11 protein-coding genes and 1 tRNA gene are annotated in these 12,214 nt (G+C 61.5%); 4 read left to right on the top strand and 8 right to left on the bottom strand.

Annotation, left to right across the window (positions count from 1 at the left end; genetic code table 11):
- Positions 1-33: 33 nt before the first annotated feature.
- The 3 genes from AC25BC_RS03725 to AC25BC_RS03715 all read right to left on the bottom strand — a co-directional run bounded on the left by AC25BC_RS03725 (position 34) and on the right by AC25BC_RS03715 (position 1,702).
- Entirely contained in the window at positions 34-282 is a 249-nt protein-coding gene (locus AC25BC_RS03725; RefSeq protein ID WP_017993236.1) for a hypothetical protein, read from the bottom strand.
- A 238-nt stretch (positions 283-520) separates the two neighbouring features.
- Complete coding sequence (locus AC25BC_RS03720; RefSeq protein WP_113548536.1) at positions 521-1,246, bottom strand: Crp/Fnr family transcriptional regulator; 726 nt, start codon at positions 1,244-1,246, stop codon at positions 521-523.
- 204 nt (positions 1,247-1,450) lie between these two features.
- A complete protein-coding gene (locus AC25BC_RS03715; protein ID WP_221975281.1) occupies positions 1,451-1,702 on the bottom strand; it encodes a hypothetical protein in 252 nt (83 codons plus the stop codon).
- A 457-nt stretch (positions 1,703-2,159) separates the two neighbouring features.
- Here AC25BC_RS03715 and AC25BC_RS03710 point away from each other — a divergent pair, with 457 nt between their 5' ends.
- Positions 2,160-3,305 carry a nucleotidyltransferase family protein gene (locus AC25BC_RS03710; protein ID WP_487778558.1) on the top strand — a complete coding sequence of 382 codons (1,146 nt, stop codon included), beginning with the start codon at positions 2,160-2,162 and terminating at the stop codon, positions 3,303-3,305.
- A 77-nt stretch (positions 3,306-3,382) separates the two neighbouring features.
- On the opposite strand, the gene AC25BC_RS03705 is transcribed toward AC25BC_RS03710, so the two are convergent.
- Positions 3,383-3,459 (bottom strand) — tRNA-Pro (locus AC25BC_RS03705).
- 261 nt (positions 3,460-3,720) lie between these two features.
- Between AC25BC_RS03705 and AC25BC_RS03700 the strand changes: the two genes are divergently transcribed.
- The gene (locus AC25BC_RS03700; protein WP_487778557.1) at positions 3,721-4,128 is read left to right on the top strand and encodes a hypothetical protein; all 408 of its coding nucleotides are present in this window, start codon (positions 3,721-3,723) and stop codon (positions 4,126-4,128) included.
- 434 nt (positions 4,129-4,562) lie between these two features.
- On the opposite strand, the gene AC25BC_RS03695 is transcribed toward AC25BC_RS03700, so the two are convergent.
- The 4 genes from AC25BC_RS03695 to AC25BC_RS03680 all read right to left on the bottom strand — a co-directional run bounded on the left by AC25BC_RS03695 (position 4,563) and on the right by AC25BC_RS03680 (position 10,286).
- Positions 4,563-5,681, bottom strand: coding sequence for an IS4 family transposase (locus AC25BC_RS03695; protein WP_012755893.1), 1,119 nt, complete (start codon positions 5,679-5,681; stop codon positions 4,563-4,565).
- Positions 5,682-5,780: 99 nt separating this feature from the next.
- Positions 5,781-9,176 carry an acyl-[ACP]--phospholipid O-acyltransferase gene (locus AC25BC_RS03690; RefSeq protein WP_128440118.1) on the bottom strand — a complete coding sequence of 1,132 codons (3,396 nt, stop codon included), beginning with the start codon at positions 9,174-9,176 and terminating at the stop codon, positions 5,781-5,783.
- Positions 9,177-9,268: 92 nt separating this feature from the next.
- Entirely contained in the window at positions 9,269-9,550 is a 282-nt protein-coding gene (locus AC25BC_RS03685) for a YiaA/YiaB family inner membrane protein (RefSeq protein WP_003546080.1), read from the bottom strand.
- A gap of 49 nt (positions 9,551-9,599) precedes the next feature.
- Complete coding sequence (locus AC25BC_RS03680; RefSeq protein ID WP_128440117.1) at positions 9,600-10,286, bottom strand: PspA/IM30 family protein; 687 nt, start codon at positions 10,284-10,286, stop codon at positions 9,600-9,602.
- Between the two features lie 111 nt (positions 10,287-10,397).
- Here AC25BC_RS03680 and AC25BC_RS03675 point away from each other — a divergent pair, with 111 nt between their 5' ends.
- Both AC25BC_RS03675 and AC25BC_RS03670 read left to right on the top strand, forming a co-directional pair.
- Positions 10,398-11,006, top strand: coding sequence for a TetR/AcrR family transcriptional regulator (locus AC25BC_RS03675; protein WP_012756399.1), 609 nt, complete (start codon positions 10,398-10,400; stop codon positions 11,004-11,006).
- Positions 11,007-11,399: 393 nt separating this feature from the next.
- Positions 11,400-12,179 carry an SDR family NAD(P)-dependent oxidoreductase gene (locus AC25BC_RS03670; protein WP_128440116.1) on the top strand — a complete coding sequence of 260 codons (780 nt, stop codon included), beginning with the start codon at positions 11,400-11,402 and terminating at the stop codon, positions 12,177-12,179.
- The last annotated feature ends 35 nt before the right edge of the window (positions 12,180-12,214 follow it).

The following is a 12,214-nucleotide window of genomic DNA, read 5'->3' as shown; positions in this document are numbered from 1 at the left end:
GCTCTAGGGTCAAGCCGGGAGAAGACCGATTCACTAGTGATGAGACGTGGACGTCGGCGCGTTGACATCAAGTGAGTGAAGGCAATCAAACTTCGTGATCAGCAGCGTGACCAGTTCCTCGCGCGTCCTGTGTCCTTGATTATAGAAGTCGAACGCCGCGCTGCAAAGCAGCTGTGTCGATTGTTCCGTTGGCGTGGCGCGATTATGCCGGTACCAAGTCCGAACAGCATCCGAAAGCATGCTCACGTCTGCTAGCTGGAGTGAGGGATCGAAGTCCGTCATATCTTCCTCATTGAGCGTCGCAACAGCTCACCCGGATCGCGATAAGACAACCGTAGTGCATCAAGCTCTGAAGGCCAACCATCAGTGCGGTTGCGCACAATTGCCGGCGATGACATGGGACAGTGGCGAATGCGTTATCGATGCCGTTGCCTTGAGCGCGACGGAGAGAGGCAAAACGAACCAGGCGATATCCTGCTCGCGTTGCCTTTTTCGGAAGCGGTTAAGCGAGTGGACTAATCTACCTGGCGCGGAGCGGAAGACCCAGCACCTTTTCGTATTCGCGCTCCGGCACTCCATAGCAGCCACCGGCAATTTCGATCAATTTCTCCCTGTCCACTATTCTAACGTTTCCGCGGGTCGACCGGATGGCCTGGACGCCCTCAAGCACGTGTAGTTCATTGGTGACACCCGAACGCCGGACACCAAGCATCAATGCCAGAAATTCATGGGTAATTGCCAGGTTGTTGCCTTCAAGGCGATCGTGACACATCAGGATCCATCGAGCCAACCGTTCATGCATATTGAAGCGGGCGCTCGCAAGCGCCGAATGTGCGAGCTGCAGCACGGTTGTGTGAACATAGCGAAGGAAGAAATCCTTCATCTCGGGATCATCGGCCAGCGCGCGCTGAAACGTCTCCATCGGCACCATAATTCCCGAGCCTGCGACTTGCATGAACGTGCGCGTGGGGGTGGTCTCTACCGCCAGGACGACGTGCATGCCGGATGCGCCTTCGGGCCCGATGTGGCCGATCTCCACCGCTTCTTCGTCGGTGCTGCCGACAACCATAGATCCCAAGCCCCTTTCCAAGAAGCAGACATGCGTGGATGGGACGTCGCTAGCAACAAGAACATGCCGCAATGGAAGGTCGACGCGCTCCATCTCTCCCGAGAGGCGTGCGAAGCCGTCTACGCTCAACAATTTCAGCAGAGTGTTCTCGACCGTCGATTGGTCGAAGTGGGGCATAGTAGCTCCGCGTGGGGAGCTTGGATGTCAAACCAAACGCCTGTGGGTGTCGTGAAAGCTACGGGACGGCCAAAGATTTGGCTATCGATCCCGCGAAAGTGTGCGTTTATGACAAAACAGCACATAAGCCACTGACATTGTCGATGATCAGCGACGATAGACCGGCAACGATGTTCGTTGCCGACCAAAAGAGCTTAGCACATTTTACCTCTGCATGCGCGCTGATTGCGAAAGGGACGAGCGATTGACAATATAAATATCTGCCGTTTGTGGATCGTTGATGGATGTCGCAATCAATCTCGCCAGCCAAGTCGGCGGCAATGCGCTTCGGCGGTAGGGACGGCCCCCTTCGGTCAGCATAGGACCTGGCAGATAGACCGTGGCTCCGCGGAAACTGACGATCACCGCCTTTGTCACGCTATCGAAGACGATAGCCATATCAGGCTCATAGGCCATTTGTTTTCCTGACGGCGCTTACTCCATCGAGATGTGCTCTTATTGGAACATCAATCCCTCAGGCGCGGGGCGCTTGGTGCGGAACCGCACAGGAACTTTTCAGACTATCAATGGGTTAGGTCGCAAGGATCGCGCAGGTGCCCCCTCGTGACGGGGCCGTACGCCACCCCTTGCAGTGCGATCCGCCCCTACCCAATTGCCCCGTTTCGGCGGGGCTCCTTTTTGATCCACAGCGCGCAAGGCGCGAGGGCGGTCAGGACGCGGCAGGGTTTGGCGATGATGTCACACGCACGTTCTGCGCCACAGGGAGCCGATGCACCGCTCCCGTTCAGCCGCGCCTCAGTTATAATTTTCCTGCAGAAACATTATAGCCAGAGGAAGGATGGGCTTTCGGCCGGTCGAATGCGGTGTTATAATCTTTTTATAGGAAAGTTATAACAAGAGAAAATCCGTGCCCATCCGCGAGATCGATTTGATGTACCAGACCATGCTGGCGGAGCTCGGCCAGCGTTCGCTGGACGGAAGTTTTGTCGCCGAGTTCCCGCTGGAGGGTCGGTTCGTCTCCGTCCCCGTGAAGGGCAAGGAATACTGGTATTTCGATCATCCGGGCCAAGACGGAGTCAAACGGTCTTATGTCGGGCCAAAGAATGACGAGGAGCTTACGAAAAGAGTGACCGACTTCGGCGCGATCAAGGATGATCTCCGAAACCGCCGGCGAATGGTGGCCACTCTTACGAGAGAAGGCGGCATGAACGCACCGCCCAGGTTTACGGGCGACATCATCGAGGCGCTTGCCAATGCAGGGCTCTTCCGTCTGTGCGCGGTTCTCGTCGGAACCGTGGCATTCCAGACCTATTCCGGCATTCTCGGCGTTCGACTGCCGGCGTCGCTTATGCAGACGAGCGATGCCGACTTCGCCCAGTTCCATTCGATCTCGACGGCGGTCAACGACAGCATCCCTCCCATAGGCGAGGTTCTTGAAAAGCTGGACCCGACATTCCGGGAGGTCCCACATCTCAACCATCCCACGCGCTCGACCCAGTTCGTAAACGCGAAGAACTACAAGGTCGAATTCCTGACGCCGAATACGGGCAGCGACGACAATCAGCAGAAGCCCGCTGATATGCCCGCCCTTGGGGGAATTTCTGCCGAACCGCTCAGATTCCTCGATTACCTCATCTACAACCCGATCAGGACCGTGATCCTTCACAAGAGCGGCATTACGGTCAATGTTCCCGCTGCGGAGCGCTACGCAGTTCACAAGCTGATCGTCGCCTCGCGGCGGCAGAACGACGACAATGGCGTGCTCAAGCGCGAAAAGGACGTGCAGCAGGCTTCCCATCTTTTCGAAGCGATGGGCGCGACACGCCGCCATTCCGATCTTGCGCTGGCCTATTGCGAGGCGTGGGAACGCGGTCAGTCATGGCGTGACGCAATTGCACGCGGATTGTCGTTCATGCGACCGGACCGCCGTCTACAGCTCATGTCCGTTCTCGCCGAAGGCATGGCGGAAATTGGCGAAGATCCCGCCCGTTACGGAGTTGAAACTGGCCCTGACGGAGCCGGGGGAACTTCGACACCTGCGCCAAAGTCCCGCCGTTAGGAAACTTGATCGGTGGGGAGGAGACGAAGGCTGAGATCAGCACAAACGAAAAACCCCGCCGGAGCGGGGTTTCTAGCTGGTCGGAGTGGAGTGATTCGAACACTCGACCCCCACGTCCCGAACGTGGTGCGCTACCAGACTGCGCTACACTCCGTGACCAGCGGCGCTTCTATAGAACAGCCTATCTGGTTGCACAAGCACCAAATTCCAAAAAGCCGGCGGAATTTTTGACGGGGTTGTGACAGGTTCGGACGGCTGCGGCTGCAGCAAAAAGCCACACCTCTCGCAAATCGAACGGAAGTCTCAAAGGAGCAATTTTCTTTTGCCAGGTTCCGCGCTAAAGGGCAGACAGGACAGGCGAAACCGCTGCGACGGCGGCTTCGCAGCCAATGCGCTTGAGATCAGGGACGACACGATGAATTTCCGCACCATGACCGCGGCCGGGCTTGCAATTGCGCTTGCCGGATGCACGACCATTCCTTCCGCCGGCAACCCAATCGAGGCCCGCTGGGTCGGCAAATCGGCCGGCATCTTCTTTGCCGCCTACGGCCCGCCGATCAGCGACAGCGAGCAAGGCTCGACCACCGTCTATACCTGGCGCGGCGGCTACAAGACCGTGCGCATTCCGGCGAAATATGCCGAAGGCGCCGACGGCAAGCGCGGCAAGCAGATTTCCGCCGCCCGCACCGCCTATCTGCGCTGCCAGGCCGAAATCGCCACCAGCTCCGACTACACGATCCGCGACATCCGCACCGTCGCCGATATCCCCGGCGTCGACGGTCCGTCCTATTGCGCAGAGTTTTTGGCGCCGGAACAGAAGTAACGGACGGTTTGTTTGAATTGCATAACAGGCGGCCCGAGTGCCGCCTGTTATGCTGCTGACGACGTCTCGGCGCGCCGCTGCTTTCTGGTTTGTGCCGGGGGCAGCCCCTCATCCGGCTGCCGCCACCTTCTCCCCGCCTGCGGGGCGAAGGGACCATGCCGCGACCTCTCCGTTCCCCTCCAACCTCTCGCAGGGCACGTCCCCTCTCCCCGTCAGAACGGGGAGAGGGTTAGGGTCATATGCGCTAGGTTAAGCGAGCGTGTAGATCGTCGCATTGTTTTCGGCGTCGTCGCGGCGGCTCACAGAGGTGGCGACGACTTCGCGTGACGAGATTACAGACGGCCTGCCACAGAAGTGGTCCGCGGATGGCGGCGCAAATGGTGGCCAGGGCGATCTTCATGAGACGCCAGCGCGATGGGCTTGCCAATGGGGGGCTAGCCAGTGGGGTTGCCACATCCAGAGGGGGGAGAGTCCGGGACTTGCCCGGCAATCTGTTCGGCAATGATGGCGACGATCAGTCTGGCGTAGAGCCATGCCCGGGCCAGTTCCGGCTTCTTGGCCGGCAAGCTGTCGAGGCCGGCCAGGCTCTTGAACCGTTTGAACGCCAGCTCGATTTGCCAGCGGAAGCGATAGAGGGTGAGGATATCGGCCGGCGGGAAGGTGGCGGTCGGCAGCGAGGTCAGCAGCAGAATGTACTTCGCCGCCTCGAGACTGCGCGGATCGGGTTTTTTGCCGCGCTTGCGGGCATCCTTGAGCAGGCGCTCTTGCTCGGCTTGGGCCTGTTGCGGATCCTTGCGCCGGACAATGAGGCGCAGGACCAGCGGCGGTGGTGGCGGCGTCCCCGTCATGCCTTCGTGGACACGAACCTGCACCTCGCCTTCCTGCTCTTGCTGAGCGGCGAGTGCGGCAAACAGATCAAAGGGCTCGCCATTCGTCTGCAACAGGCGCAACGAGTTCCAGCCGGTCCGCACGATGAAGTCTGCACCGGCATCGATCACCGGCCGCAGGTCGCGCGGTCTTGCATAGTAGCGATCGGCCAGCACGATATCGCCGGGTGCGTAGGTAAGGCGCTGAAGGTTCTCGGCACCATGGATGTCGGTCAACTCAAGCTGATCGACCTGAGCCGTTGCCAGATCGTAGCCGACATGCAACCGCCATGTCGTGCGGTCAGCGCCTGGATGGCAAATCGACGTTCCATCGAGCACACGCAAGCGATATCCCGCAAAGCGCCCCGTCGGCACTTTGGCCTGTTCGGCAATCAGCGCGGCCACGATGTCGCCAAGCCAAGGCGCCGCTTTGCACAGCCGCTCGAGCAGCGATGGGTCTGACAAACGGGCGATCCCGCCCGCTTCGGCCCATGCACAGGTCTCGCGTAGCGACATGCCAAGGCCGCCATAGGCAAGTGCCAGCCGCAACAGCGTCTCGGCATTCTTGATTTCCCGCACCCGCGTAAAAGCACCGCGCAACCGCGCCGTTGCTTCCAAGTCAAAACCCGCCGGAAGCCGCTCGCGCACTTCCGGCCAATGATCCAAAACCTCAGGACGAATCTTCATCCAAAGCTTGAATCACAACCAGATTCCTTATGTCCAGGGCTAAACCTAGCGCATATGAGGGTTAGGGTGAGGGGCAACCCTGCAAGGAAGTGACCCCGCTCACGCCGCCTGTTCCCCCTGCGCCACACTCTCCGCCAGCTTGCGCGCCGCGACGAAATCGACCTTGCCGGAACCCAGCACCGGCACCTTGCCGATAGTGACCTCGGCCGGCACCATCATGTCCATGGCGCCCTTGGATTTGGCGAAGGCGAGGAATTCGGCGCGGGTGGCGGTGGGGGCGTCGGTCAGGAGCACCAGGCGCTCGCCCTTCTTGGCGTCGGGCAGCGAGGAGACGACCGAGAGGGCGCCCGGCCAGAGCTCGGCGGCGAGCGTCTCGACGGCGGCGAGCGAGATCATTTCGCCGCCGATCTTGGCGAAGCGTTTGGCCCGGCCGCGGATCTTGACGAAGCCGTCCTCGTCGATGGTGACGATGTCGCCGGTGTCGTGCCAGCCGTCGACGAGCGGCTCGAGCACGCCGGGCTTTTCGGCACGCAGGTAGCCGGCCATGACATTGGCGCCGCGCACATGCAGCCGGCCGCCCTCTTCGATGCCGGGCACCGGTTCGAGCTTCCATTCCATGCCCGGCAGGATTTTGCCGACCGTGCCCGACTTGTTGTACATCGGCGTGTTGATCGAAATGACCGGCGCCGTCTCGGTGACGCCGTAACCTTCGAGGATGCGCAGGCCGAATTTTTCCATATAGGTCTGGCGGGTTGCGGCCTTCACCGGCTCGGCGCCGGAGAAGATATAGCGGATCGAGCGGAAATCGTAGGGATGCGCCGTCCTGGAATAACCGTTGAGGAAGGTATCGGTGCCGAAGATGATCGTGGCGTTGGAGGCATAGATCAGCTCCGGCACGATGCGATAATGCAGCGGCGACGGATAGAAATAAACCGGCACGCCCGAGATCAGCGGCAGCACGGTGCCCGCCGTCAGCCCGAAGGAGTGGAACACCGGCAGGATGTTGAATACCTTGTCACCGCTGTGGAAATCGATGCGGGCAGCCGCCTGGGCGGCGTTCGACAGGATGTTGCGGTGGGTCAGCACCACGCCCTTCGGCGTGCCTTCGGAGCCCGAGGTGAAGAGGATGACGGCCGGATCATCCGGCTGGCGTTTGACCAGCGGCCGCGCCTTCCTGAGATAACCTAGGATCTTGTCCTTGAGTGAGATCTCGGCCCTGAGATCATCGAGCCAGACGATCGTCACCTGCTTTTCCATCTCGGCGATCACGGCACCGAGCTTGGCCTGGGTGACGAAGGCGCGTGAGGTCAGCACATGTTTGACCTCGGCGGCCTTGCAGGCGGAGAGGATATTGGCGGCACCAGCGGTGAAGTTCAGCATCGCCGGCACCTTGCCCGCCGTCATCACGCCGAGAAGGGTGGCGGCCGCACCATTGGCATTCGGCAGCATGACGCCGAGGTTGTTCTCCGGAAACATCGTGCGGAATTTGGCGCCGAGCACGGCAGCCCCGGTGAGCAGCTTGCCATAGGTCAGCCGGCCGGTGACCGGATCTTCGACGGCAAGTTTCTTCATGCCGAATTCGTGGCCGGCCTGGATGACGCGATCGAGCACGGTGGACGAGGTATCGGCGGTCTGGAACAGCAGGTTCGACATCACCTGATAGAGGGCAGCACCTGCCGCCGTGCGGCGCTTGCGGCCTTTCAGCTCTGGCGGCACTTCCAGCTTCACCGGCTCGAGAATGGTGACCTTGACCTTGGGGAACAGCCGACGGCGGATCTTGCCGTTGTCGAGATAGGAGAGATAGCTCTTCTCCAGCCCATCGATCTTCACAGGCACGACCATCGAGCCGGTCTTGTCGGCGACCATGGCGGCGCCGTCATAAACCTTCATCAGCGTGCCGGTCACCGTCAGGCGGCCCTCGGGGAAGATGCCGATCGGGTTGCCGTCCTGCACCACCTTGATCAGCGAACGCGTCGCCATCGGCTTTGTCGGGTCGAGCGGCAGGAATTTGCACATCTTCAGGAACGGCCGCACCCACCAGGCCTGGGCGATCTTGTAATCGACGGCAAAGGTGGGCTCTTCCTCGGTGATGGCAAGTGCCAGGGCGCCGTCGAGCAGGCTGACATGGTTCAACGCAATGATCGGCGCGCGGCCGGCTTTCTTGATATTCTCCAGACCTTCGACCTCGAGGCGCATAAAGGCGCGGAACATGATCGAGATGAAATCGCGGAAGGGATTGGTCGGCAGCGTCTTCAGCATCAGCCAGGCGACAGCGAAATTGATGATGCCGAGGCCGATGAGGATCTGCGGGATGGAAGCGCCGAGCGCCTGGACGGCGGCAACGAGGCCGAGGCCGACGGTGATGAACAGGGCAGAGAGCACATTGGCGGCGCCGATGACGCGGGCGCGGCGGTCCTCATGCGCCCAGGTCTGCAGCGCGGCGAAGGTCGGCACGGCGATGAAGGCGCCTGCTATCGCCATGCCGGCGAGATCGATGGCGACGCGGATGGTATTCTGGCCAGCGAAAAAACCGGCGATCGTCGTCGCATGGCTGGTGGAAGCCAGGCCCCAGAGGTTCCAGGCGAGATCGAGGCTGAAGAGGCCAAGCAGCGCCGTGCCGACAGGGGCCGGCAGCAGCACGATGCGGCCGGAAGACATCCAGGCGGCAATGGCGGAGCCGACGGCGACGGCGATGGCAAAGACGGTGAGATAGGCCGGCACGACGAGCTCGGAGCCGCCGAGCAGCTCGGTGACCATGGTCGGCAGGATGGAAAGAACGAAGGCGCCGACCAGCCAGAACCAGCAGTTCATCAGCGCCGAACGCCACAGGCGCTTATCGGCGCGGATTTCCTTGACGAGGGTGTAGCTGGAGCGGATGACATTGCGGTCGATCTGAAGATCCGGCGCCTTGGAGCCGGTGGGCGGGATCATCCGGCTGGCGAGCCAGCAGAGCACCGAAAGCCCCATCATCATCGTGCCGAAGATCAGCACATTGTCGCCGCCTGAGAAGGCGAAGGCGGCGATGATTGTGCCGGCGAGGATGGCGATGAAGGTGCCGCCCTCGATCCAGGCATTGGCCTTCGGCAGGTCGCGGCGTTCGAGATGATCGGGCAGGATGCCGTATTTGATCGGCCCGAACAGCGCCGAGACGACGCCGAAGCCGAATAGTGCTGCCATCAGCACAAAGATCGAGGAGAAGGCCAGACCAACGACGGCAAGGGCGGCGACCGCGATCTCGCAGCGTTTCAGCAGCTCGGCGATCTTCGCCTTGTCGTGTTTGTCGGCAAGTTCGCCGCCGAGTGCGGAGAGCAGCAGGAAGGGCACGATGAGGATGACGCCGGCGAGCGTCACCAGGGCGGCACCTTCACTCGCCGACATCTTGAAGAGAATGAGGAACACCAGGGTGTTCTTGAGGAAATTGTCGTTGAAGGCGGTCAGGAACTGGGTCCAGAACAGCGGCGCGAATTTCCTGGAGGTCATCAGATTGTGTTGCACGGCGGGTCCCTCTTTCGACTGGCAGAGAAGGCCACAGAGTTGTTACGCAAAAGTTGAATGCGGTAACAACTCTGCGCTGTGGTTAACCAAGATCAATCTTCATCGTTACGATTGAACTTGACCAGGAGTTTCTCGGTGCGGGCATCCTCGACCTTGCGGATCAGCTTCTCGGATTCGGCGTTGTCACGCAGCGTCTTGGTGATATTCACCGTGGTCTGCACCAGCATCAGAATGCCCATAGCGAGATAGCCTTTCCCCCAGAGATCGAGCGGCATCATGTAGAGGCCAAGCGCCAGCATGAAGGCGGCCGAGCCGAAGGAGATGTAGGAGAAGCTGACCCAGCTTGCGGAATGTTTCTGGAAACTGTCGTTCATTGTCTTAGTCCCTATGGTTCGATGGATGGATGGTTGGATGGATGCAATTTCAGGCAGCAGGCGTGATGCGGCTCTTCAGCCGCGCCAGCACATCATCGGCGGATGAGCGCAGCGGCGCGCCGAAGCCGGCATTGGCAAGCTTCTCTATAATGCCGGCCGGGCGGATGGCGCCTTCCATGTCCTTCAGGGCGGCGGCCGTCAGCTCATTCTGGCTCTGGCGCAGGCGAAGACGCGCCAGCGTCTCTTCGGCATCGTCAAGCGTCGCAAAGCCCGGACCGGCGACGACGACATCGAGCTTCTGCGCCTCTTGCGTTGCGCGGGCCAGCCGCTCGCCGCGCTGCAGCTCCTGCAGCCTTGCCTCCGAAGCCCGCACGATCGCCTTCAGCTTGTCGATCGCGCTGGTGAACTGGCTCTGCGCCTTCTCGGACGCATCGCGCTCGGCTTCGAGATAGGCGATCGCTTCGGCCGCCTCGCGGGCCAGGCCCTCATTGCCCTTCGCCAAAGCGGCTGAGGCGCGGATTTCGAGATCGGCGATGCGGGCAACGATCGTTGCATGCTGCCCTTTCTCCTGTTCGTTCTGGGCGATGGCGACCGCCACACTGCGCCGCGCCGACTGGATCGATTGGGCGGCATCGCGGATCTGCTGGGAAAGCAGCGGCACGGCGTGGCAGTCGGCAAAAGCCTGTTCGGCATCATGCGCCCTGCCCCGCAACAAAATGGAAATCAGTTTGAACATTTCCTTCCTCCGGTTTATGAACGTTGTTCACGAGATGACTTATGCCAGAATCCTGAACGTCGTTCAAGATAAATTTTGAACGACGTTCAAAAAATCGAAGTGGAATGGTGAATGGCCGGTAGGCGAGAAGAAAAACGCGAAGACCTGAAGGCCCGACTGATCGAGGCGGCGCGCGAGCGGATCGCCAAAGACGGGCTGGCAAACCTCCGGGCCCGCGACATCACCCAGGATGCCGGCTGCGCGCTGGGCGGCCTCTACACGGTCTTTTCAGACCTCGCCGAGCTCGTCATCCACGTCAATTCCGCCACGCTGAAGGCGCTGGAGGCGAGGCTCACCCTGCCCGAGGCCAAAGACCGGCCGCCGACCGACCGGCTGCGCAACCTAGCGCAGGGTTACTTAAGCTTCGCCGTCGAGCACCGGAACCTCTGGAAGGCGCTGTTCGAGCACTTCCCGCCGGAATCGAGCCCGACGCCGCAATGGCATCTTAACGAGCACCTCTTCCTGATGGACGTGATCGCCGAACCGCTGGCCGAACTGCAACCGGACATGCCCCCCGAAGACCGCGCCATCCGAGCCCGCACCCTCTTCGGCGCCGTGCACGGCGTCGTCAGCATCAGCCTCGAAGGCCGCTTCGTCGGCCTGCCGCTGGAGCGGCTGGCGCGGGAGGTGGATGAGCTGGTGCAGACGATTGCCGCGGGGGCGGAGCGGCGGCGGGGGTGATGGGGTGATTTCGTAGGTTTAGTGGTGGGACGCCACCCCACCCTCCGTCATCCTCGGCCTTGAGCCGAGGATCCATGCCCGCTGCTGATGGATGCGACGTGGATCCTCGCGCCAAGCCTCTGAAATCGCGACCCAAATGCCCCTCATCCGGCTGCCGCCACCTCTGCCTGGGTCGAGCCACGTGTCTCGCCAACCTCTCGCATGGCACGTCCCCTCGCCCCGTTTTTACGGGGAGAGGGTTAGGGTGAGGGGCAGGCATCCGCACAAACGAGACAGCCGTGGATCACAGTCCTGAGATAGCGGAGCGCGGGAACCCACACCCCAACTCCCGCATTGAGCAACCAACCAAAAGCTGCTTGACTGCCCTACCCCACCGCCGCGAAGGGAAACCCCATGAGCCGCATTTTCATCACCGGTTCCACCGATGGCCTCGGCCTTGCCGCCGCCCGCACCCTCATGAAGGAGGGCCATGACGTCGTGCTGCATGCCCGCTCCCGGGAGCGCGCCTCCGCCCTCGCCGAGATTTCGGCTGCCGCGCTGGGCATCGTCATCGGCGATCTCGCCAGCGCCACCGAGACGCGATCGATTGCCGAACAGGTCAACGCCATCGGCCGCATGGACGCCGTCATCCACAATGCCGGCATCTACCTCGAGCGGAGCCGGGGCGAAACGCCTGATGGTCACGCAAAGACGCTGGCGGTGAATGTGCTTGCCCCCTATCTGCTCACCGCGTGGATCACGCGCCCCGATCGCCTCATCTATCTCAGCAGTGGCATGCACCGCAGCGGCAGCAGCGCCCTTGACGATATCGACTGGAAGAAGCGGCCGTGGAACGCCAGCCAGGCCTATTCGGAAAGCAAGCTCTACATCGCCACCCTCGCCGCCGCCATCGCCCGCCATTGGCTGGATGTTTTCAGCAATGCGGTGGATCCCGGCTGGGTGCCGACAAAGATGGGCGGCGGCGGCGCGCCCGATGACCTGGAGATGGGGCATCTTACGCAGACGTGGCTTGCGACGAGCAATGCGGGAGCTGCAAAAGTCAGCGGTGGGTATTGGTATCATCGGCAGCAGCGGGAGGCAGCGGCGGAGGTTGGTGACGCTGGATTTCAGGATACGCTGGTGGAGAAGCTTGCGGAGTTGACGGGCGTCCGGCTGTTCGCAGATGGCCGGTGAGGCGCAAGAACGGGGTCCGCAGGCATGGCACGGCG

It is taken from the genome of Rhizobium sp. WSM409 (assembly GCF_057653825.1).
The sequence above is the reverse complement of the archived record's forward strand: the minus strand, read 5'-3'. Positions and strand labels throughout refer to the sequence as shown.

Coding starts and splice junctions, on each gene's coding strand:
- AC25BC_RS03700 (WP_487778557.1), top strand. CDS start 3,721: ATGAATTTCCGCACCATGACCGCGGCCGGGCTTGCAATTGCGCTTGCC.
- AC25BC_RS03715 (WP_221975281.1), bottom strand. CDS start 1,702: ATGGCCTATGAGCCTGATATGGCTATCGTCTTCGATAGCGTGACAAAG.
- AC25BC_RS03670 (WP_128440116.1), top strand. CDS start 11,400: ATGAGCCGCATTTTCATCACCGGTTCCACCGATGGCCTCGGCCTTGCC.
- AC25BC_RS03695 (WP_012755893.1), bottom strand. CDS start 5,681: ATGAAGATTCGTCCTGAGGTTTTGGATCATTGGCCGGAAGTGCGCGAG.
- AC25BC_RS03675 (WP_012756399.1), top strand. CDS start 10,398: ATGGCCGGTAGGCGAGAAGAAAAACGCGAAGACCTGAAGGCCCGACTG.
- AC25BC_RS03680 (WP_128440117.1), bottom strand. CDS start 10,286: ATGTTCAAACTGATTTCCATTTTGTTGCGGGGCAGGGCGCATGATGCC.
- AC25BC_RS03720 (WP_113548536.1), bottom strand. CDS start 1,246: ATGCCCCACTTCGACCAATCGACGGTCGAGAACACTCTGCTGAAATTG.
- AC25BC_RS03725 (WP_017993236.1), bottom strand. CDS start 282: ATGACGGACTTCGATCCCTCACTCCAGCTAGCAGACGTGAGCATGCTT.
- AC25BC_RS03685 (WP_003546080.1), bottom strand. CDS start 9,550: ATGAACGACAGTTTCCAGAAACATTCCGCAAGCTGGGTCAGCTTCTCC.